Genomic DNA, 21,553 nt, shown 5'->3' on the forward strand with positions numbered 1-21,553 from the left:
CCTGCTGACCCGCACCGCCCCCAACACCTACAAACTGATCCTTCCGGACACCTTGACGCTCGCGGGCAATCCTTAACTTCGCGGCATTGGGTGATCTCCAGCCGTGCGTTCTGGTCGGTGGCCGATGCGTTGCGGTAGGCGGAGATCTGCTCGGCGGCCGCGACGCCGAGCAGCGTCAGCAGGACCGCGAGGGCGAGGATCAGGATCCGCAGCAGCCTGGTGCGAATGGTGGTGGTCGCTTTTGCTGTGACGTCCACTGAAGTGCCTTATATGGGTGGCGAGTTGGGACAGGGACAGAAATGGTTCTGCTTCCGCCCAACGACCTCACGGGGCACCGGTCACCCGATCATCTTCTTCTTTTACGTTGTGGACACAGGATCTTCGGGAAGCGCCAGGTGGCCGCTCCGTGCGGCGCATTCCGTATACGACACCTGCGATACCGGATCAGCAGTCGCAGCCGCAGTCGCAGCAGTCGCACCCGTCACAGCAGTCGCCGCAGCCGTTGCAGCCGTCACAGCCGTCACAGCCGTCACAGCAATCGCAACAGTCGTCACAGTCGTTGCACAGGCCCTCCTTGCGCTCACGGCTCCACGGGTCCTCGTACTCACCGCAGCACAGCTGGCAGGTGCAGGCCAGCCCTGCCCACACCGCACAGCCCGCGAGCAGCCCACGCCGTTCACGCCTGGGCGGCTGGGGCGGCAGGAACGGCCCACCGGGGCCGCCGGGCGGCGCATACGGCCCCGACAGCGAAGGCGCCGACCCGTGCGCACAGGAGGCCGCACCGAAGGCGCGGTCGACGGAGGTGCGCAGTTCGTGCACGAGCAGCCGGTGGGCGAGCCCGCTGTCGGCGAAGTCCACCTCGCGCAGCGCGAGCCGGATCCCGTGCAGGGCGTCGTCGGCGAGCCGCCGGGCCTCGGCGAGCGGGGTCCCGGTGGCGGTGAGCGGGTTCCAGGCGCCCGACGCGGCGTCAGTTTCCCTGTCCTCCACGGCGTCCAGGAGATGGGCGAGCCGCCCGAACAGCCGCCCGGCCTCGGCGAGCGGCTCGGCGTTGCCCGGCCGTCCGGCCAGGACCGCGGTGTGCGCGAACGCGGCCGCGGTCGCCGTCTCGGTCGGTTCGGTGACCGTCAGCACCGGCGTCCCGGGCCCGGCGAGCGCCTCGACACCGGTCTGCCGGTCGACGGCGTCCACGAGCACCGCGGTGTCGAACCCGACGGCGGATCCCGTACGGGCCCCCGCCGCGTCCCAGCTGGAGGCCACCCGGCGGGCGGCGAGCGCCACCGGTTTGCGCGCCAGCAGCCCGTCCCCGTCGGCGAGGTGGTCCCGCACCTTGGCCGAGGCGAGCACCAGCGACACGGCCGCCGCGAGCCGCGCCCCTTCTCCCTGCGCGACGGTTGCGGTACGCATCCCGCGCAGCGGACAAGGCCCCGCCGTACGCCGCCACGCGGCGGCCCGCTCGGCCTGAGCCTCCGTCAGAACGGATATGAGCAGCCCGTCGTAGTTGGTCACGACGCGTGCGAACTGACCGTGGTCCTTGCGCAGCGCGAGACACAGTCCGCACAAATGGGCAACCCATTGGGACTTGAGGTTCTCACCGAGCCTGTGCCGACATGGCCTGACGATTCCGAACACGACGATCCCCCCGTGGCTCGTGTGACTTCCGGTGCTACTGCTGCTTCTGATACGGCGTTGAGCTGCCGCATCGTACCGACCACTGCGTTCACCCGTACGCACTGCCCGTCACCCGTACGCCGTGAAGAATCATATTTCACTCACAGTCAGCATCTGTGTACAGCACGACCCTTGGGAAACGCGGGCTCTCGACGGATTCGCTCTGCACCAGTACCGTCACAAACCCCCCGCGCGGCGTCTATCCACTTGGCGCGCCAACCGCATCATGGATGACCATAGGGATGCGGAAAGCAAGAAGGACCGCTGTGAGAGGAGGCGTCCATGGGATCGGTACGCAAGGCGAGTGCCTGGCTTGGCCTCGTTGACGACAACGATGACGAGCGTTACTACGACGACGACTACTCCGAAGGGACCGAGCAGCCTGGGGATGCCTGGGTCACCGACCCGCGGGTCAAGGTGGCCTCGGACACCGCCGAGGAAAAGGGCCGCCGTATCGGCACGGTGACCCCGGACAGCTTCCGGGACGCCCGCGCCATCGGCGAGCTGTTCCGTGAGGGTGTCCCGGTGATCGTGAACCTCACCGCCATGGAGGCGTCCGACGCCAAGCGCGTCGTCGACTTCGCGGCGGGGCTCATCTTCGGTCTGCGCGGTTCGATCGACCGTGTCTCCAACCGCGTTTTCCTGCTCACGCCCGCCGACACGGAAATCATCAGCGGGGACCCGGCCTCGCACCGTTCGGACGGGTTCTTCAACCAGAGCTGAGGCAGGGCCGCTCACCGGCCCTGCCCCGCGCAGGGTTCACCGGAAGGCGTCGAGTCCGGTGAGCGCCTTGCCCAGTACGAGCTGGTGCATCTCGACGGTGCCTTCGTAGGTCAGCACCGACTCGAGGTTGGTGGCGTGCCGCATGACGGGGTATTCGAGCGAGATCCCGTTGGCGCCGAGGATCGTCCGTGAGGTACGGCAGATCTCGATCGCCTCTCGTACGTTGTTGAGCTTGCCGAAGCTGACCTGCTCGGGACGCAGGCGGCCGGCGTCCATGCGCCGTCCCAGATGGTGGGCGAGCAGAATCCCCTTGTGCAGTTCGACCGCCATGTCGGCGAGTTTGGCCTGGGTGAGCTGGAAACCCCCGATGGGCCGCCCGAACTGCTCCCGTGACTTCGCATAGTCGACGGCGGCCTCGAAACAGCTGCGGGCCGCGCCCATGGCGCCCCAGACGATCCCGTAGCGGGCGTGCGAGAGACAGCTGAGCGGCCCCTTGAGGCCGACGACCTCCGGCAGCACGGCATCGGCGGGCAGCCGCACGTCGTCGAGGACGAGTTCGCTGGTGACGCTGGCCCGCAGCGACCACTTGTGCTTGATCTCCGGCGCGGAGAACCCGGCGCTGTCGGTGGGCACGACGAACCCGCGGATCCCGTCCTCCGTCCGGGCCCACACCACGGCGACGGCCGCCACGGACCCGTTGGTGATCCACATCTTCCGTCCGTTGAGGACCCAGTCGCCGCCGTCCCGCTTGGCGTGCGTGCGCATCGAGGCGGGGTCGGACCCGTGATCGGGCTCGGTCAGCCCGAAGCAGCCGATGGCCTCGCCGGCGGCCATGCGCGGCAGCCACTGCTGCTTCTGCTCCTCGCTGCCGAACCGGTGGATGGCGTACATCGCGAGCGACCCCTGCACGGAGACCAGCGACCGGATCCCGGAGTCGGCGGCCTCCAGCTCCAGACAGGCAAGCCCGTACTGCACGGCACTGGCCCCCGCACACCCGTACCCGCTGAGCGACATACCGAGGGCGCCGATACCGCCGAGTTCGCGGGCAAGCTCCCGGATCTGAGGCAGCTCCCCCCTCTCGTACCAGTCGGCGACATGCGGCAGCACCCGGTCCGCGGCCCAGGCCCGCACGGTGTCACGAACGGCCAGGTCCTCGGGTTCGAGCAGGTCGTCGATGCCGAGGGGGTCGGCCGGGTCAAAGGGGGGCAGTTTCGAGGACGCAGACATGGAACCCTCCGGCACGGCGAAAAACTAGCACCGCTAGTTACGACTTTGGGGCCGACGTTACGGTGCAGTGTCCTCTACGTCCAGTACACGCGCCCTGAAAAGGGGCGCAGGGCTGTGTCGATATGCGGCTCCGCCGCGTGGGCGCGACAAGCCACGACGGCGCCGCAGCAAGATCAGGCCGAGACCCTGGAATCCGCAACTTCCCGAGGCGCCGGCAGCTCCACCGCCGCCGCATGCTCACGCTCCCCACAGTGCATGATCCGCGGCAACCGCAACGCCATAACCGCCCCCAGCAGCAACAACCCTGCGCTGACCAGCAAGGTCACATGCAGCCCATGCACAAAGGAATCCCGAGCCGCGCGCCGCAGCGCAACACCAACCGGCCCGCCCAGCTGCGCAGCAACCTGATACGCCTCGCCCAGCGAGTGCCCCGCCGCGGCCGAGGCCGCTGAAGGAACTCCCCGAACGGTCGCCAGTCCGGGCGTGTACGCGGCGTTCATCACGCTCCCGAGGAGCGCGATACCGATCCCCGCCCCCAGCTGGTACGAGGTCTCGCCGATCGCCGCAGCGCCGCCGGCCTGCTCCGGTGGAGCCTCGCTCAGCATCGACTCGTACGCCCCGAAGAGCGTGGTCTCCAGGCCGAAGCCCAGCAGCATGAACGCGGCCACCATCAGTCCCGCGTTGTCGGACCCGCCCATCACGGTCAACAGCACCACGGCCCCGGCCGTGAGGCAGAACCCGAAGCTCACCATCCGGCGCGGGCCGAAGCGGCGCAGCATCCGTGCGCCCGCAAGCCCCGCCGCCATCGCCGCGAACGTCAGCGGCAGCAGCCGAAGCCCGGTCTCCAGCGGCGACAGCCCCAGCACCAGCTGCAGATACTGCGCCGCGATCAGTTCGAGACCGACCAGCGCGAGCATCGCCAGCACGATGCAGCCCACGGCGGTGCTGAAGGCGGGCCGCGCGAACATCCCGAGGTCCACCAGCGGATGCGTACGGCGCCGCTGCCGTCGTACGAAAAGGACCAGCAGCAGGGTGCCCACGACCAGCGGCGCCACGGTGAACAGACCCAGCTCGCCGCCGCCCAGCCGCTTGACGCCCAGCACCACGCCGAACAGCCCGGCGGCCGCCGTCAGCGCGCCGACCACGTCCCAGGGGCCGTCACCTGCGCCCCGCGACTCGGGCAGCAGCAGCCGGCCCACCGGCAGGCTGACCAGCATCAACGGGATGTTGACGAGGAAGACCGAACCCCACCAGAAGTGCTCCAGCAGAAAGCCGCCGAGCAGCGGCCCCACCGCCGCGCCGACCGCGGCGACCGCGCTCCAGACACCGATCGCGAGGGCCCTCTCCCGCCGGTCGGGGAAGACCTGGCGGAGGATCGAGAGCGTCGCGGGCATGATCATCGCGCCGCCGACGCCGAGCAGCGCCCGCGCGAGGATCAGCACCTGCGGGTCGTGGGCGAGGGCCGCGAGACCGGAGGCGACACCGAAGAGGCCGTAGCCGAGCAGCAGGATCCTTCTGCGGCCCACCCGGTCGCCGAGCGTGCCGAAGAGGATCAGCAGCGAGGCGCAGACGAGGGGGTAGACGTCGACGATCCAGAGCAGTTCTATCGCGCCGGGCCTGAGGTCCTCGGTGACGGCGGGGACCGCCACGTGCAGCACGGTCGCGTCGACCGCGACCAGCAGCAGGCTCGTGCAGAGGACGACGAGGACGACCCAGCGGTTGGCACCGGCCCCGGCCGCCCGACGGCGCAGCGCAGTGGCGGCCGTGGTCGTCCCGGACATGTACGTACCTCCCAGATGTTCCCTCGCGGTCGGCGGGCACACGGGGTGAGGACTCCCCGTGATCTCGGCCGGAGAGGAGCGGTGGTCTCCGGCCCGCGCAACGAAGGCGAGTGACACGTCAGCGTACGCGAGTTCGTGTAAAGGTCACGTGGCGGACCTCTCAGACTTCGCACAGACCGGTGTGGCGTACGCCACTCCCCCTCCTTCCGGGTCACGCCCCGCCGGGCCTTCCGGTTCCCTCGGCCGTCGATAATCGAGCCCGTGACCGACCTTGTGACACGCGTTGCGCCGCCACGCGAGACGGCCCTGCGCCGTGCGGCCCCGGCCCTGATCGGGTACGTGGCCGTGCGCGCCCTGGGCCTGCTCGTGCTGGCCCTGTGGAGCGCCGCGCGCGGCAAGAGCGCGTACACGCTGCTGACGGCCCGCTGGGACGCGCTCTGGTACACGAGGGTCGCCGAGCTCGGTTACGGCTACGAGGTGCGGCTGCCCGATGGCGACGTGCACTCGAACCTGGCCTTCTTCCCGCTGCTGCCCTGGCTGGAGCGCGGCATGGCGGCGGTGAGCCCGCTGTCGTACGCCGACGCCGGTTTCCTCGTCAGCCTGCTCGCCTCACTCGCGGCGGCCTGGGGGATCTTCGCGGTCGCGGAGCTTGTGTACGGCCGCCGGGCCGGGGTGTGCGCGGTCCTGCTGTGGGCGGTGCTGCCCGTCGGGATCGTGCAGTCGATGGCATACAGCGAGTCGCTGTTCACGGCGCTCGCCGCGTGGTCGCTGTACGCGGTCCTGACCGGCCGCTGGCCGACGGCGGGCGCGCTGGCCGCGCTGGCGGGGCTGACCCGGCCGGTCGGGCTCGCCGTCGTCGCGGCGGTGTGGGCGGCCGGGGCGGTCTCGTTCGTGCGAGAGCGGAGCGCGGCGGACGCGCGCGCGGGCGAGTGCACTCCCGCGCCGTCCGGGGAAGGCTCCACGCGGCGCGTCGGGTCATCCGGCGGCGCGCTGGAGGCGCTGCGCGCCGCCGCAGCCGTACGACGCGCCCTGGCCATGCTCCTGGCCCCACTGGGCACCGCCGGCTACGTCCTGTGGGTCGGCCACCGCACGGGCAGGGGCCCGCTGGGCTATCTGGACGTCCAGGCGGGCTGGCGCAACGGCTTCGACGGCGGCCTGGCCTTCGCCCGCTTCGTCGCCGAAAAGTTCACGTCCCTCCCGTCGGCTCCGGCGGCCGCCGGGATCGTCGCCGGCGTCGGGCTGGTGGTGTGGCTGTACGTCGTCTGCGTACGACAGCGCCAGCCGCTCCCGCTGCTGGTCTACGCGGGTGTGGTCACCGCGCTCGCCCTGTGCGCGTCGAGCTACTTCGGCTCGAAACCGCGCCTGCTGCTGCCCGCCTTCCCGCTGCTGCTGCCCCTCGCCCTGGCCCTGTCCCGGCTGCGTACGTCCCGGTCGGCACTGGTGGTGGGCGGTGTCGCGGTGGCATCGGCCGTGTACGGAGCGTTCTGGCTGAACGGCTCCGGTCCTCCATGATCGACTCGTGGGCGCCGGTGAGCGTCCGGATAAATCAACCCCAGCATTCGGTGAACGAATTCATAAGTCCCATAAAACTGGTTCGCGGAATGATCAAAGGAATTGAAGGGAGCGGCCGCCGGACTTTGCGGATTCCTTGGAAATAAACCCACCCCTGAGAGGAATCCCACATCACATCGTCATCACAAAGCAGCTGAAGAGACGGAGAACTTACCTCACTCGCTGTAACGTCGATTGGGTGCGTACCGAACGAAACCTCACCCGTCTGGACCGGGTGTTCGCCAGACTGGACAGGGAGCCGGAACGACCGGCCCACATCGATGTGCCGAGGATGAGCCGGCACCGGGTCGCGTTGCTGACCGGGACCCTGGCCTTCTACCTGGCGATCGTGTATCTCGTCGTGACCACGTCGTGGCTGGTCCGCTTCGACTGGCAGGTCATGTTCTTCCGCCCCTACCAGCAGTGGCACAACATCCACTGGTTCGTCGACTACTACGTCGTGCTCGGGCAGCGCGGTCCGACCGCGGTGATGGTGGCGGCCTGGCTGGGCTGGCGCTCCTGGCGCCAGCACACCCTGCGCCCGCTGCTGACCCTGGGCGCCTCGCTGCTGCTGCTGAACATCACCGTGGGCGCCGCCAAGCTCGGCATGGGCCGCCTCGGACCGCACTACGCGACCACGATCGGCTCGAACGAGATGGGCATGGGCGGCGATATATTCCCCAGCGGCCACACCGCCAACGCCGTGGTGACCTGGGGCATCCTGGCCTACCTCGCCTCCACCCCGAGAGCCCGCCGCTGGCTGTCCGCCCTGTCCGCACTGACCGCCCTGGGCGTGGGCCTGGCCACCGTCTACCTGGGTACGCACTGGCTGAGCGACGTGCTCCTCGGCTGGGCCGCCGGCCTGCTGATCCTGCTGGCCCTGCCCTGGTGCGAGCCGGGGATCGCCAAGGCCGAGGTCGCCCTGTTCGACCTGCGCGACCGCTGGCGCGCCCGCAAGGGTGCCACCGCACCGGCCGCTCCCGTGGGCGCTCCGGTGCCGCTCAAGCCGCGTACGGCCGCACAGGACGAGGCCGCCGCACGCGAGACGGTCGGCTCCGGGGCCCGCTCGGCCCGGGCGCCCGTCTATCTGGCCCCGGGCCCGCACACGGCCCGCTCGGAGCGCACACCGGTCACTCCGGCCGGCAGCCGCCGCCCGCCGCACGCGGACCGCATCCCGCGCGGCGCGACGACCTCCACGGCCCGCCCCCTGACGGGCGGCTGAGAGCACAACGGCAGCGGGGCCGGTACGCACAACCACCCCCGCGCACGGCGAAGGCCCCGGTTCCCGAACGGGAACCGGGGCCTTCGCCATCGGTCAGCCCTTCCAGGCCCGCACCACCCGGCCGTCCTCCACCTCGAAGTTCAGCCGGCCCGTGCGGTACTCCATCGTGATGATCGCCCCCGGCGGCAGCGAGCGCACCGTGGACCAGCCGCGCTCCCGCGCGCGCCGCTCGGCACCGGCCGCATCGAGGCCGACATACGCGTCCGGACTGTCCTGGGGCTCCGCCTGCGGAGTGGGAATCGGTGCCATGCCGTCACGCTAGGCCCTGTCCCGCGGCCGCGGAAGGCGGGGCGGTCCCACAGGGCCCACATCCCCCTCCGGTCACACTTCTGTCACAGGATCACGACACGTGTTTCGCCCTCATGTGACATCAACTACTGCGCTGCGGGTGTCACACGTACGAGCGGTTCCGTGCCGGTTCCGTAGGCCTTCCGCAGGCAATCGAACGTAATTCCCGCGTGTCGCGGCCGCTCTCCGAATAGCCCGTCGGAAAGTGCCGGGAGAACTGATCCCGGACTTCTTTCCGGTCCGATTCCCGGCAGGTCCGTGAGAGCTGACACCGCGTAGAAAATACACGGTTCCAGCACAGAACCCCCGCACGCCCCCTGTCGGAGCGCGCGGCGGCGCGCGCATCATGACGTGAGCTCGCGGGTGGGGGTGGCGCGGGCTTCAGCGGACCCGGGGCGCGACGAGCGAAGGGGCGAGCGAGCGATGGGGACCCAGACCGTGCAGGCGGCGGCGCGACCCGTGCCGACCAGTCAGGGCCGGGTGATCGTCGACTGGCTGACGACCACCGACCACAAGAAGATCGGGCACCTCTACCTGATCACCTCGTTCCTGTTCTTCCTGACCGGCGGGGTGATGGCGCTCCTGATGCGCGCCGAACTGGCCCGGCCGGGGCTGCAGATCATGGACAACAACCAGTTCAACCAGCTGTTCACCATGCACGGCACGATCATGCTCCTGCTCTTCGCGACCCCGATGTTCGCGGGCTTCGCCAACGAGCTGATGCCGCTGCAGATCGGCTCCCCCGACGTCGCCTTCCCGCGGCTGAACATGCTGTCGTACTGGTTCTTCCTGTTCGGCGGCCTGATCGTGCTCGGCTCGCTGCTCGTGCCCGGCGGTCCCGCCGCCTTCGGGTGGTTCGCCTATGCGCCGCTCAACAGCGCGGTGCGCTCCCCCGGAGTCGGACCCGACCTGTGGATCATGGGGCTGACGCTGGCGGGCTTCGGCACGATCCTCGGTGCGGTCAACTTCATCACCACCATCATCGGGATGCGCTGCCCCGGCATGACGATGTTCCGGATGCCGATCTTCACCTGGAACACGCTCTTCACGTCGATCCTGATCCTGATGGCGTTCCCGGTGCTCGCGGCCGCGCTGCTGTGTCTGGAGGCGGACCGGCGGTTCGGCGCGCAGGTCTTCGACGCGGCCAACGGCGGGGCGCTGCTGTGGCAGCACCTGTTCTGGTTCTTCGGCCATCCCGAGGTGTACATCATCGCGCTGCCGTTCTTCGGCATCGTCACGGAGATCCTCCCCGTCTTCAGCCGCAAGCCGCTCTTCGGCTATCTGACGCTGGTCGGCGCGACGATGGCGATCACCGGGCTGTCCGTGGTGGTGTGGGCGCACCACATGTTCGTCACCGGCGCGGTGCTGCTGCCGTTCTTCTCCTTCATGACGTTCCTCATCGCCGTGCCGACCGGCGTGAAGTTCTTCAACTGGATCGGCACGATGATCAAGGGCTCGCTGTCCTTCGAGACACCGATGCTGTGGGCGTGCGGCTTCCTGGTGACGTTCCTGTTCGGCGGTCTGACCGGGGTGATCCTGGCTTCGCCGCCGCTGGACTTCCATGTCTCGGACACCTACTTCGTCGTGGCGCACTTCCACTACGTCGTGTTCGGCACGGTCGTCTTCGCGGTCTTCGGCGGCTTCTACTTCTGGTGGCCCAAGTTCACCGGCAAGATGCTCGACGAGCGGCTGGGGAAGATCCAGTTCTGGACGCTCTTCGTCGGCTTCCACACCACGTTCCTGGTGCAGCACTGGCTGGGCGCGGAGGGCATGCCACGGCGGTACGCCGACTATCTCGCGGCGGACGGCTTCACAGCCCTCAACACCATCTCGACGATCGGCGCGTTCCTGCTCGGCATGTCGACGCTGCCGTTCCTCTACAACGTCTGGAAGACCGCCAAGTACGGCGAGAAGGTCGAGAGCGACGACCCCTGGGGCTACGGCCGCTCGCTGGAGTGGGCGACCGCGTGCCCGCCGCCCCGGCACAACTTCACGGTCCTGCCGAGGATCCGCTCCGAGTCCCCGGCGTTCGACCTGCACCATCCCGAGTTCGCGGCGACGCCCGAGGAGCCTGAGGGAGAAGAGCGCGAGAAAGCCGGTCCCGGGCCGTCCTGATCGCCTCGGTGAGTTCGACGGGCTCCAGGACCTCGAAGTCGAAGCCCGTCATCATCACGTGAATCACCATGACGTCGAGGCTCGCGGCCCCGGTGCGCAGGATGCAGGCGTCGGGGCCGTCCGCCTCCAACTGCCCCGCCGAGGGCGAGATGCGCTCCGCCGCGTCTTCCAGGGACGCGTGCAGCCGGACGACGGCATGTGAGGCGTACGCGCGGGTGGAGACGCCCTTCGAGACGTACGCTGCGAGGTCGTCGGCGGGCGGGGTGCGCGGCGCGAAGCGCGGGCCGTGCGGCGGCTTCGGCGTGATGCGGTCGACGCGGAAGGTACGCCAGTCCGCGCGCTCGAGGTCCCAGGCGACCAGGTACCAGCGGTGCTCGGTGCACACCAGACGGTGGGGTTCGACGGTCCGGCGGCTCGAAGCACCTCCGTGGTCGCTGTACTCGAAGCGCAGGCGTTCGGAGTCCCGGCAGAGGTTGGCCAGTTCGGTCAGGACGGCCGGGTCGACGGCGGAGGGCTGCGGACCGCGCAGCATCGGCACGGTGAAGGCGTTCAGAGCACCCACCCGGCGGCGCAGCCGGTTCGGCAGCACCTGCTCCAGCTTGGCGAGGGCCCGTACGGAGGTCTCGCCGATGCCCTCGATGCCCTGCCCGGCGGCCGTGCGCAGCCCGACGGCGACGGCGACCGCCTCGTCGTCGTCAAGGAGCAGCGGCGGCAGCTCGGCGCCCGCGCCCAGCTGGTAGCCACCGCCGGTGCCGGGGCTGGCGTTGACGGGATAGCCCAGCTCGCGCAGCCGGTCCACGTCCCGGCGCACGGTGCGCGCAGTGACACCGAGACGGTCGGCGAGGTCGGCGCCGGACCACTCGCGGTGGGCCTGGAGGAGCGAGAGCAGACGCAGCAGTCGTGCCGAGGTCTCCAACATGGGTCCGAGTCTGCCAGCCGTTGCGGACCGCTGCTGTCCTGAAGGACTGCTGTCCTAGAGAGGCGGGCTCACCGCGGTGACGGACACCGACAGGTCGTTGTCCCGCGTGTAGTACGGCCCGGCCTCCACGGGGCCGTACGGCGCGTCCACGCGCACGCGTGGACAGGTGAACACGGGCTTCTTGTCGGCCACGTCGTCGAGCAGCCGCGCGATCCGCACCGCCGGTCCCGCCTCTCCCGCGGGCCGCAGCCACAGGTCCCACAGGCCCGGCTCCAAGGCGCCGTAGACCACCTTGAAGCGGAACTCGGTGCGGTCGGCGAGGACTTCGGTCCGCCGCACCGGGACGGGAGCGTGCCGGCCGCGGAGCTCGGCATGGACGTCCGGCCCGAGCCCGATGCCGTACACCCGTCCCGGCACCGTCAACACGCCCTGTCCGATGCGCAGTTCGCCCGCCTCGGCGTGCGGGGCGCGCAGCCAGCTGCGGACGGTGAGGTTGCCCTGCCGGGTCGCATACGGGATGCGGACGGCGACATGGCCGCGGGAGCCGCTGGGGGTCCGGGCGGCGAGCGAGCGCAGATCGGTGACGCCGGGCGCCAGGCGGCGCGGCTCGCCGGCGTCCACGCGCGCGTAGGCGTCCCAGCGGCCCTCGGGGAGGGCGACGATGCTGGGCAGTGCAGCACGCAGCCGGCCGTCCGCGGCGGGGGTCAGCGGCAGGTACACCTCGTCGTGGCTTTCGCGGCGGCGCAGCACGAGCAGGGCCGTGGCCGTCTCCCCGACCGCGCGGACGTCGAAGGTCAGGCCGCCCGCGGAGTCGGCGATGCAGTCGGCGCGCAGCGGTGTGGACTGCGGAGCCACCGTCGTCATACGGTACGGATCCCTTCTCGGCCTGTGCTTCTCGGTCAGACCCTCGGACAGGCGCTTTGGTTGCCCTTCGCCCGGGCTGCGGCCGACACCGAATGACGGTCGATACCGGACTACGGCTGGTAGGAGAGCTGGGGCACGTCGAAGCAGTTGCCGTTCATGTCCCCCTGGGACACCCAGCCCCTGCCGTCCTGCCAGCGGGCCACCGACAAGCAGGTTCTGCGGTCCTTCGGCGGCTCGGCCGACCGCTCGAAGACGACGGGAACCAGCAGCCCGCCCGCGGTGTAGTTCTCGCTGCGGTTCATGAAGGCGTCGACGCACGCGCGCGTGACGCCCGTCCGTGCACAGGACTTCGCCGCGTCCGTGAACCACATGGCGGCCGCCCAGCCCTCCAACTGCCACTGGGAGTGCGTCTTCAGGCCCTGCGTGGCATCCCGGAACTGCCGTACGGCCGCGTCGCCGGTGTCCTCGTAGTTCCGGCTGGAGCCGGTCGCCCAGAGGGCGTTGCGGCAGCGCGGGGAGTCCTTGTAGTCCTCGGACACGGTGGACGTCCAGTTCTGCACGTTGGTGACCTTGGCGATGACCTCGGCGCCGACCTCGTCCATCGCCTTGCACAGCTGGGCGTTGCCGTGGGTGTCGACGGCGTCGAAGACCAGGTCGGCGCCCTGCTGCTTCAGGTCGGCCGCGGCGGCACGGAAGTTGGGCAGCGCGAAGTCGACCTGTTCGGTGACCACCTTGTAGCCCTCGGCCTTCAGACCCTCCTCGACGAGGCGGGCGTAGGCGGCGGACGCGGCCTGGTTGTAGGACACGACGGCGGCCGTGCGGGCGCCCTTCTCGCGCTTGAAGTAGCGGTAGACCTCCGTGCCGCCGTAGAGCCTTCCGTTCCATCCGGGGGTGCCGTTCCTCGGGGCGAGGCTGCCGTAGATGCCGTAGAGGTGCGGCCAGGTGTCGTAGGCGGCGCCGATGGGCTGGCCGCCGATGTCGGGCACGCGCGCGTGGGAGACGCGGGAGGCGCCCGCGTAGTCCAGCGCGGTGGTGGCGACCAGCGCGACGACCTGGTCCTCGTCGATCAGCCGGCGCACACAGGTGTTGTTCCCGACGCCGCTGCCGCCGTCGTCGCACTCGCGCACCTCGACCGGGTGCCCGTCGATGCCCCCGCGCGCGTTGAGCCGGTCGAAGAAGGCCTTGGCGCCGTCGCGCGGGCCGGTGAAGGTGTTGCCGCCGACCGGGCTGGTGGCGCTGGTGATGATGCCGACGCGGACGGACGAGCTGCCGCTGGGCGCGGGCGCGTTCGTGCGGCCGCCGTGCTCGAAGTCGCTCTCCGGCAGACGGCTGCCGCAGGCCGTGCCCAGCAGGAGCAGCAGCGCCGCGGCGACCGCGTCAGCAGCCCGGTGCCGGCGAGGCCGACGCATCGCCGCTCAGCTTGACCAGCGCGCACAGCGTGTTGACGGACACCTTCCAGGTGCCGCTCTGCTGGACCGAGGTCCCGGAGGCGTTCGGCAGGGCGGTCGCGCCGTTCAGGGTCAGCGTGTACGTCACGGTCGCCTGGGTCGGCGAGGTGAACTCGATCTTCTGGACCTTCGCCTGCACCTGTCCGCCGCGCTTGTCACCGCTGAAGGCCTTCAGGACCGGCGCCATCCGCTCGCCGTTCTCCAGGACCTTCTGCTTCTGGGCCAGGGGTGTCTGGGGGTCGAAGAACTTCTGCCAGTTCCTGCTGATCTCCTGCTTGGCCGCCGCGGGGTCGGCGGGCGCGGTGGCCGGCGCGCTCGTCGTCTGCTCCACGGACGGAGTGGGGGGTGTGCTCGCGCTGCCACCGCCACTGCTGTCGCTGCAGGCCGCGAGGACCGGGACGAAGACGAGAACAAGGGCGGCCGCGAACGCCGTACCCCGTCCCCCCGCCCTGGGGCCGCGCCCCCTGCCTGCGTTCCCCTGCCTGAGGTCGCTCCCGAGAACCATCTGGCTCACCACCGGGTGTCGGTCCGGGCAAGGTGCGCCCGGTGCTTTCAGGGTCAGCTTCCAGAGGGCATAGTGCAAGCCATTGGCTGACATGGACAGGCACATGCACAGACTCGCGACTGTGGGAGCCAGCAATGCGGACAGGCCGACTGCGGACCGTGCACCCCGTCCTGTGGGCCGGCTGGGCCGCGCTCGCCGCGGGTGCGGTGCTGTGCGTCATCGGCTGGTACGGCGTCTCCGGTGAGCGTTACGCCGAGCGTCAACTGCCCTATCTCGCCTCCTGCACGGTCCCCGGCGCCGCGCTGATCGTCGCCGGGTCGGTGCTGCTCACCCATGGGCGCAACGCGCTCGCCGCCGCGCGCGTGGAGGAGCTCCACGGCCTCCTGGTCGCCGCCGAGTCCGCCGACGCCGACGAGGGGCAGTCGGCCGCCCTGCCCCTCGCGGTCAGCGGTGACCTGCTGATGGTGCCGGGCGGCACGCTGTGGCACCGCGCGGACTGCCCGCTGGTCTCCGGGAAGGCGGAGGCCGTACCGGTCGACGCGAAACTGCTGCAGAGCGGCGAGCTGGGCCCGTGCCCGATCTGCGAACCCGCCGACGAGACCGACTGAAGCCTGCCGATGTCCTCCCTGACGTACGACCTCACGCTCGCCGGACTCTCCGTCGGCAGCGCGGCCGCGCTCACCGGGATCGGCCTGATCGTGACGTACCGCGCGACCGGCGTGCTCAACTTCGCGCACGGCGCGATCGCGATGGTGTGCGCGTATGTGCTGCGGCAGTGCGTGGTCGAGTGGGGCTGGCCGCTGTGGCCGGCGGCGGCGGTGACGCTCGTCGCCCTGGCCCCGGCGATCGGCGTGGTCCTGGAGCGGTTCGTCTTCCGGCCGCTCGCCGTCCTGGGCAGCGACCCGGCGCAGACGCTCGTCGCGTCGATCGGGGTCTTCGTCCTGCTGGTCGGCGGGGCGGCGCTGGTGTGGGGGCAGGGGGCCCGGGACGACGCCCCGGAACTGGTCTCGGAGGACCCCTGGGGCCAGCTGGCCGTGGTGCTCGTGCTGGCCGTGGGCGTCGCAGCCGTGATCCGCTGGACGCGGTTCGGGCGGGAGCTGCGGGCCGTGGTCGACGACCGGCAGCTCGCGGTGCTCGGCGGGATCGACGCGGACCGGGTGGCGGCGGCGGGCTGGGCGTTCGGTGCGTTCACGGCGGGCCTGACGGGGGTGCTGCTGGCGCCGTACGTGCGCCTGGACCCGTACGGTCTGCCGCTGCTGGTCATGGAGGTGGTGGCGGTCGCGGTGGCGGCGCGGATGCGGAACCTGCCGGTGGCCGTCGTCGTGGCGCTGGGCATCGGGATCGCACAGAGCCAGCTGACGCGGCTGCATCCCTCCGGCTGGGGCGAGCCGCTGCTGCAGGCGGTGGGCGCGAACCTGTTCGTGGTGGCGCTGCTGGTCGCAGCCCTCGTGCTGCCGCGGATCGGCACCCGTGACGCGCTCCCGCGCACGGCCACCGCGCGCGTGCCGACACCGCCGGGCGCATGGACAGTGGCCGTCGTCCTGTTCCTGCTCCCCCTGGGTTTCGCGGGCTCGGACCTGCACACCTCGGTCCAGGTGCCGGCGCTGGGCGTGGTCCTGCTGTCCCTGGTGGTGGTCACCGGCCGGGGCGGCCAGATCTCCCTCGGCCAGGCCGCGTACGCGGGCCTGGGCGCCCTGTTCACGGCCCTCCTCGCAGCCGGCCGTTTCCCGGTGCTGCCACGCCTGCCCGAACTGGCCGCGCTGGCGGTGGCGGTCGTCCTGGTCGCTCCCCTGGGCCTCCTGACGGGCTGGCCGGCGATCGGCCGCCAGGGCCTCGCCCTCGCGCTGGCGACGTTCGCGGTGGGCGTCGGCGTGAGCCGCTTCGTCTTCGCCCAGCCGTACGCCACGTCCGGTCTCGCCCTGGACCGCCCGGCGGGCTTCGACGGCGACCGCGCCTACTACGTCCTCGAACTGGTGCTGCTGGCAGTGGCGTTGCTGGCCACGCGGGCGCTGCGCCGAGGCCGCACGGGCCGGGCCCTGGCCGCCATGCGCGACCACGAGTCGGGTGCCTCGGCAGCCGGCGTCCAGGTCCCCTCGCTCAAGCTCCTGGCCTTCGTCTCGGGCGCCGCCCTGGCCGCGCTCGGCGGCGGCATGCTGGGCATGGGCCTGCGGGCCTTCGACCCGAACACCTACGACCCGGTGCGCAGCCTGCTGTGGTTCGCCGCCGTCGTGGTACTGGGCGCCGACAGCACCCTGGGCGCCCTGGCCGCAGCCGCCCTCCTGGTGGGCCTGGACGCGGGCGCCCGCGGCGGCGTGGCCGCAGCCCTGATCGGCGTACTGGCAGTGCTCGTGGGCCGCTTCCCGGGCGGCCCGTACGAGGCCCTGCGGCGTGCGGCGGGAGCCCTGCGGCCAAGTCGGGAGGCGAGGCTGACGCCGATGGGGATGCGGGTACGGACGAAGCTGCGGCCCGAGTTGGCGGGGGCGCCACGGAACCAAGCCGCGGCCGGCGACGGCGTTCAGCCCCCACAAGGGCCACCCGCACCCGACATCGAAGGTGTCACGGGTGGTGCGGGTGGGAACCCCAACCCGGCCGACGGCCGGGTGCCCGCTCACTCACCCGCACCAACGCTCAGAGCCCACACCCTCCACGCCCGCTACGGCGGCTTCAAAGCCCTCGACGGAGTCGACCTCACCGTCCGCCCGGGACAGATCACCGCAATCGTCGGCCCCAACGGCGCAGGAAAGAGCACCCTGTTCCACTGCCTGGCAGGCACCCTGCACCCCACCCACGGCCAAGTGCGCCTGGGCGCACGGAACATCACGGTGCTGGCCGCCCACACCCGCACCCGCCTGGGAATCGCCCGCACCTTCCAACAACTCTCCGTCTTCCCGTCGTTGACGGTGGCCGAGAACGTCCGCGTGGGCGCCGAACAGGGCCGGGTGAACGACCCCGCAGCCGTGGACCGGGCACTGCGGCTGCTCGGCCTCGACGGCCCCGTGCGGACCCTGCCCGCCGCAGACCTCCCCACCGGCACACTGCGCCGCGTGGAACTCGCCAGGGCCCTCGCAGGCAGCCCCCGTGTGCTGCTGCTGGACGAACCCGCAGCCGGCCTCGACAGCACCGAAGTAGCCGCCCTGGCACGGGTGCTGAAGGCCCTGGCGGCGGACGGCATCGCCCTCCTCGTGGTGGAGCACGACCTCGACCTGGTCGCCGACCTCGCGGACGTCGTGCACGTCATGACGGCGGGCCGCATCGTCGCCTCCGGCCCACCCGGACACGTACTCGACCCGCTCGGCACCGGGGAGGCGGGCCCATGACCATCTCCCTGCGGCACGCGCGCGTGCGTTACGGCCCCCTGGAGGCCCTGCACGGCGTCACCCTCGCCGCCCCCGGCCCCGGCCTCACCGTCCTGCTCGGCCGCAACGGATCCGGCCGTACGACCGCCCTGCGCGCGCTGGCCGGCCTCGTACCGCTGTCCGGTGGCGCGGTGGTGTGGGACGGCGTCGACGTGAGCCGGACACCGGCATACGAGCGGGCCCGGCGCGGGCTGTGTCTGGTTCCCGAGCGGCAGGCCGTGTTCGGCTCCCTCACCGTGCACGAGAACCTCGAACTGGCGTCCGGGGACCATGGCTTCGCCCTGGAGGCGTACCCGCAGCTGGAACCCCTGCTCGCACGCCGCGCCGGCACCCTCTCCGGAGGCGAGCAGCGCATGCTCGCGCTCTCCCGCGCCCTGCTGGCACGCGCGCGCGTGGTGCTCGTCGACGAGCCCGCGCAGGGCATGTCGCCCGCGGTCGCGGCCCGCACCTACGAGCTGCTGGGTGCCCTCGACGCCTGCGTCGTCATCGCCGAGCAGCGGCTGCCGCCCGGGCTCCTGGAACGGACCGGGGTCATCGTGTACGAACTGCGCCGCGGCACCGTCGTGTTCAGCGGAGAGGCGGGCGAACGGGAGCGTCGTCCTCGGACAGGGGCGGACCGGCCACCTCGAAGTCCTGGTACGGCTCCTGGGCGCGGGCCGAGCCCCGCGGGATGAGCAGCTGCGTACCGACGTTGAGCCGGCCCGGGCGCTCGCCGACCATGTCCCTGTTGGCCCGGTACAGCGACAGCCAGCCGCCGTCGATGCCGTACCTGTCCGCGATCGACACCAGCGTCTCGCCGGCGTGGACGGCGTGCACACGTCCCTGGAGGCGGTAGCGCTGGGAGCAGGCCGGCCAGGTCTCCCATCCCTGGGCGGCCAGCACCTTCTCGGCCACGGCGATCTGCTCCTCGCGGCTGGCGAGATCCGCGCGCGGGGCGAACTTCAGCCCGCCGAAGTACTTCCAGGTGGACTGCCGGAACTGCAGCCCGCCGTAGAAGCCGTTCCCGGTGTTGATGTCCCACTGTCCGCCGCTCTCGCAGTCCGCGATGCAGCCCCAGGGCCAGTGGTCCTTGGCGCAGGCGTAGGCGTAGGACAAGCGCACCGGAAGCGTCCCCGGCAGCGGTGGCGGTGGTGCCGCCTGCGCCGTGACGGGGACGAGGGCGCCGAACAGGGCGGCGGCCAGCGCGAGTGCGAACTGCGTACGGTGCATGCGGAACATCGGGCCACGGTAAGCAGTGGGCGGCCCGCGACCGGTCCGGCGCGTCCGATGGGCCGAAGGGCCCCACCCGGTCGGACGACCGGACGGAGCCCTTCGGTGCGGGGAGCGGCTCAGAGGTCGAGCTGCTGCCCGGGCACGATCAGGTCGGGGTCGGGGCCGATGACGGCCTTGTTGGCGGCGTACAGCCGCTGCCAGGTGGTCCCGTGCCGGGCGGCGATCTCGCTCAGGGTGTCGCCCTCGCGGACGGTGTAGTCGCCGCGGGAGGCACCGCGCGCCGTGTGCCCCGTCGAACGTGTCGGCGCCTTCGACGGCTTCGACTTGGCGACCGGTTCCGACTTGGCGACCGGCGCGGACTCGGTGGTTGCGGAGCCGGAGGAGGCCGCGGGTGCGCTGCCGTACGCTCCGGCCCGTGCCGAACAGACCGGCCAGGCGCCCCAACCCTGGGCGTTCTGGACCTTGGTGGCCACGGAGATCTGCTGTTCCCTGGAGGCGCCGGCGGCCGTCGGCGCATAGGCCGTGCCGCCGTACGCGCGCCAGGTACCGGCGGAGAACTGCAGCCCGCCGTAGTAGCCGTTGCCGGTGTTGATGTGCCAGTTGCCGCCGCTCTCGCACTGGGCGATGCGGTCCCACACCCCGCCGTCCGCCGCCGCGGCGTTGCCGGTCGCGGCCAGCAGCCCGAGCGGGGCGAGCAGTGCCGCCCCGGCGAGGAGCGCCGTCGTACGGTTCCTGCGGACGTTGTCACGGCTGGTATCGGCACACTCGGACATGTAATTCCCTCTCGAAACACCCGGGCTCCCCCAAGGCGGGGCGCGCTCCCGGCACATGGGCCGGTCGCCGCGCTCCGCCCCGTCCGCCGGTGATCGCGTCGTGCTGGGTAGTGCTGGCTGGTGCGGTCGGCGGACGTTCCCGAGCGGTGCTCGTTGCACACGGCGGAGGAATCTAAGGATCCTGTCGAGGCGTCAGCAACCAACTGCTTGTCATTCCAGGCCAGTTCGCCGTTACCGCCGGTATCGGCAATTTTCGGCCACCCACTTAATTCGCGTATTTCCTGATTTGTCGACCACGAGGTCCGAGAGCCTGTGACTCACTTCACGCAACCAACTTCCTTGGATATCCAAGGAATTGACAGTGAGTGCCCGATTCCGCACCTGCGGTGACCCTGCGCGGCGGATGGTTCGACTCCGTTCGCCCTGAAGCGTGACTCCCGCCACAGATCGCCCGTTGTCTTCTTCATGAGCCCGGGACCCGCCCGGTTCACACTTCCCGAGGGGAGCCACCCGTGCCGCGCATGCTCGACGTCAGCGACGAGGTACGAGCCGAGATCGGCGACGAAGAAGCCGACCGGCTGCTCGCCGGAGAGAACGCCCCCGGCAGTTACGACTGCACCTCCTGCCGCACCCCGGGCGACTCCGAACAGGAGCGCACCAGCACCGTCCTGTTCGTCGGCGAGGAGACCGCCGTTCTCGCCTTCGCCCACGCCACCTGCCTGCCCTCGCAGGTCGTCCAGGTCACCGAGGAGCAGCTCCAGGGGGCCGTGCGCTCCATCTCCGGGGACACCGTGGACCTGGACCCCGACCAGGTCGTCCCCGAGCAGGCCGTGCTCGGCGTGACCAGCGGACTGGTCCTGATCGCCGGGGAGTTGCACCCGGCACTGGTCGTCGAACCGACCGGACCCATCGTGCGGCCGGGCACGACCGGGCTCGGCGACGACTTCCTGCCGCTGCTGATCGAGCAGGGGTTCATGCCGCTCATGGAGCTGTCCGAGGTGCCGCCCGTGCTGCACGGCTGGTCGGTGCTGGTCGCCATGGGGCAGCTGCACGCCGTGCTGCAGCCCGGCACGAACGGCGGGCAGCAGGTGGCGTGGTGGCAGGCGCACCAGCCGCTACAGGTGACCGACGGCTGGCGGGCCGCCGCCAACAAGCACCAGCAGGTGCTCATGTTCGCCGCGCCGGTGGGGTCCATCGGGCGTCAGCCCCGGGAGGACCTGCTGCGGGACGCGCTCGACAAGGCGGCGGCCAACGGGAAGCTGGTCGGCGTCGCCATGCCGCTCGCGGGCACATGAGATCACCCAAAGAGGCGGATATCAACCGCATCCCTTGAAGTTCGGGGTCGTTTGGACATACGTGCACGCATACGACATCCCCCGCCGCCAGTCCTTCCAGCCGATCCCCTCCGCCCGCTCGGCCCAGGACATTTCGGGCAGCCACTCGGCCACGCCCATCTACGACGCGCTCTGGTCCGAGTACGTCAAGTCCTTCCGCACGCTGCCGGGCGACCGCAGCGGCGAGGAGAACCTGGGGTTCGTCGCCTTCGGCAACATTCCGACCAGTTCGGAGCCGCACGGAGGTCATCGGCCGGGGTCGTTCAGCAGCTCGTACAGCGCCTACAGCGCCGGGGCCTACAGCGCCCGGCAGCAGACGCAGTGGCAGCGCTTGCCGGCCGCACTGCCACCAGGCCCGCGCGGCGGTCGCTGAGACGGTCGCTGAGACATGGAGGTGGGCGGTCCCGACGGGACCGCCCCCCCCCCAAAAACCCAAACAAAAAACATATATACGCCAGAGAAGACCCCCCCAACCCACAACAAGAAAAAGTGCCCACGAAAAACAAC

Annotated in this window: 19 protein-coding genes and 1 pseudogene; 9 read left to right on the forward strand and 11 right to left on the reverse strand. The window is 70.9% G+C overall.

What is annotated here, in order from left to right; translation table 11 throughout:
- Positions 1-257, reverse strand: a 257-nt coding sequence (locus AB0N07_RS43930; RefSeq protein ID WP_365845342.1) for a hypothetical protein, incomplete at its 3' end; no start/stop codon positions are given.
- A 187-nt stretch (positions 258-444) separates the two neighbouring features.
- A complete protein-coding gene (locus AB0N07_RS43935; RefSeq protein ID WP_365845344.1) occupies positions 445-1,629 on the reverse strand; it encodes a DUF5685 family protein in 1,185 nt (394 codons plus the stop codon).
- A gap of 321 nt (positions 1,630-1,950) precedes the next feature.
- On the opposite strand from AB0N07_RS43935, the gene AB0N07_RS43940 reads away from it, so the two are divergent.
- Positions 1,951-2,391, forward strand: a complete 441-nt coding sequence (locus tag AB0N07_RS43940; RefSeq protein ID WP_365845346.1) for a cell division protein SepF — start codon at positions 1,951-1,953, stop codon at positions 2,389-2,391.
- A gap of 36 nt (positions 2,392-2,427) precedes the next feature.
- Here the strand turns inward: AB0N07_RS43940 and AB0N07_RS43945 are convergent, their stop codons facing one another.
- The gene (locus AB0N07_RS43945) at positions 2,428-3,618 is read right to left on the reverse strand and encodes an acyl-CoA dehydrogenase family protein (RefSeq protein WP_365845348.1); all 1,191 of its coding nucleotides are present in this window, start codon (positions 3,616-3,618) and stop codon (positions 2,428-2,430) included.
- A 173-nt stretch (positions 3,619-3,791) separates the two neighbouring features.
- A complete protein-coding gene (locus AB0N07_RS43950) occupies positions 3,792-5,399 on the reverse strand; it encodes an MFS transporter (RefSeq protein ID WP_365845350.1) in 1,608 nt (535 codons plus the stop codon).
- A 261-nt stretch (positions 5,400-5,660) separates the two neighbouring features.
- Here AB0N07_RS43950 and AB0N07_RS43955 point away from each other — a divergent pair, with 261 nt between their 5' ends.
- Positions 5,661-6,911, forward strand: coding sequence for a glycosyltransferase family 39 protein (locus AB0N07_RS43955; RefSeq protein WP_365845352.1), 1,251 nt, complete (start codon positions 5,661-5,663; stop codon positions 6,909-6,911).
- 238 nt (positions 6,912-7,149) lie between these two features.
- Positions 7,150-8,172 carry a phosphatase PAP2 family protein gene (locus AB0N07_RS43960; RefSeq protein ID WP_365845354.1) on the forward strand — a complete coding sequence of 341 codons (1,023 nt, stop codon included), beginning with the start codon at positions 7,150-7,152 and terminating at the stop codon, positions 8,170-8,172.
- Positions 8,173-8,265: 93 nt separating this feature from the next.
- Here the strand turns inward: AB0N07_RS43960 and AB0N07_RS43965 are convergent, their stop codons facing one another.
- A complete protein-coding gene (locus AB0N07_RS43965; protein WP_266953865.1) occupies positions 8,266-8,481 on the reverse strand; it encodes an I78 family peptidase inhibitor in 216 nt (71 codons plus the stop codon).
- Between the two features lie 462 nt (positions 8,482-8,943).
- Here AB0N07_RS43965 and ctaD point away from each other — a divergent pair.
- Positions 8,944-10,578: pseudogene (gene ctaD, locus AB0N07_RS43970) on the forward strand (cytochrome c oxidase subunit I); the annotation flags it as partial.
- On the opposite strand, the gene AB0N07_RS43975 reads toward ctaD, so the two are convergent.
- The 4 genes from AB0N07_RS43975 to AB0N07_RS43990 all read right to left on the reverse strand — a co-directional run bounded on the left by AB0N07_RS43975 (position 10,511) and on the right by AB0N07_RS43990 (position 14,371).
- Positions 10,511-11,554 (reverse strand): YafY family protein, encoded by a 1,044-nt coding sequence (locus AB0N07_RS43975; protein WP_365845356.1) that lies wholly within the window; start codon positions 11,552-11,554, stop codon positions 10,511-10,513. The pseudogene ctaD and the gene AB0N07_RS43975 sit on opposite strands and share 68 nt — an antisense overlap.
- Positions 11,555-11,608: 54 nt before the next feature.
- Positions 11,609-12,418, reverse strand: a complete 810-nt coding sequence (locus AB0N07_RS43980; protein WP_365845358.1) for a hypothetical protein — start codon at positions 12,416-12,418, stop codon at positions 11,609-11,611.
- Positions 12,419-12,528: 110 nt separating this feature from the next.
- A complete protein-coding gene (locus AB0N07_RS43985; RefSeq protein WP_365845360.1) occupies positions 12,529-13,827 on the reverse strand; it encodes an ABC transporter substrate-binding protein in 1,299 nt (432 codons plus the stop codon).
- Positions 13,796-14,371 (reverse strand): hypothetical protein, encoded by a 576-nt coding sequence (locus tag AB0N07_RS43990; protein ID WP_365845362.1) that lies wholly within the window; start codon positions 14,369-14,371, stop codon positions 13,796-13,798. The genes AB0N07_RS43985 and AB0N07_RS43990 overlap by 32 nt, the downstream gene beginning before the upstream one ends.
- A 134-nt stretch (positions 14,372-14,505) precedes the next feature.
- Here AB0N07_RS43990 and AB0N07_RS43995 point away from each other — a divergent pair, with 134 nt between their 5' ends.
- The 3 genes from AB0N07_RS43995 to AB0N07_RS44005 are packed head-to-tail and all read left to right on the forward strand — an operon-like array spanning position 14,506 to position 18,401.
- On the forward strand, positions 14,506-14,979 hold the full coding sequence (locus AB0N07_RS43995; protein WP_365845364.1) for a hypothetical protein: 474 nt from the start codon (positions 14,506-14,508) through the stop codon (positions 14,977-14,979).
- A 9-nt stretch (positions 14,980-14,988) separates the two neighbouring features.
- On the forward strand, positions 14,989-17,688 hold the full coding sequence (locus AB0N07_RS44000) for an ATP-binding cassette domain-containing protein (protein WP_365845366.1): 2,700 nt from the start codon (positions 14,989-14,991) through the stop codon (positions 17,686-17,688).
- Positions 17,685-18,401, forward strand: a complete 717-nt coding sequence (locus AB0N07_RS44005; protein WP_365845367.1) for an ATP-binding cassette domain-containing protein — start codon at positions 17,685-17,687, stop codon at positions 18,399-18,401. Before AB0N07_RS44000 ends, AB0N07_RS44005 begins: the two co-directional genes overlap by 4 nt.
- On the opposite strand, the gene AB0N07_RS44010 is transcribed toward AB0N07_RS44005, so the two are convergent.
- Both AB0N07_RS44010 and AB0N07_RS44015 read right to left on the reverse strand, forming a co-directional pair.
- Positions 18,295-18,936, reverse strand: a complete 642-nt coding sequence (locus AB0N07_RS44010) for a transglycosylase family protein (protein ID WP_365845375.1) — start codon at positions 18,934-18,936, stop codon at positions 18,295-18,297. The two genes, AB0N07_RS44005 and AB0N07_RS44010, sit on opposite strands and share 107 nt — an antisense overlap.
- 119 nt (positions 18,937-19,055) lie before the next feature.
- Positions 19,056-19,712 carry a transglycosylase family protein gene (locus tag AB0N07_RS44015; RefSeq protein ID WP_365845369.1) on the reverse strand — a complete coding sequence of 219 codons (657 nt, stop codon included), beginning with the start codon at positions 19,710-19,712 and terminating at the stop codon, positions 19,056-19,058.
- A gap of 512 nt (positions 19,713-20,224) precedes the next feature.
- On the opposite strand from AB0N07_RS44015, the gene AB0N07_RS44020 reads away from it, so the two are divergent.
- Together AB0N07_RS44020 and AB0N07_RS44025 are read left to right on the forward strand one after the other, a co-directional pair.
- Entirely contained in the window at positions 20,225-21,007 is a 783-nt protein-coding gene (locus AB0N07_RS44020) for a hypothetical protein (RefSeq protein WP_365845371.1), read from the forward strand.
- A gap of 61 nt (positions 21,008-21,068) precedes the next feature.
- On the forward strand, positions 21,069-21,419 hold the full coding sequence (locus AB0N07_RS44025) for a hypothetical protein (protein ID WP_365845373.1): 351 nt from the start codon (positions 21,069-21,071) through the stop codon (positions 21,417-21,419).
- Positions 21,420-21,553: the final 134 nt, after the last annotated feature.

It is taken from the genome of Streptomyces sp. NPDC051172 (assembly GCF_040682555.1).
Taxonomy (GTDB): Bacteria; Actinomycetota; Actinomycetes; order Streptomycetales; family Streptomycetaceae; genus Streptomyces.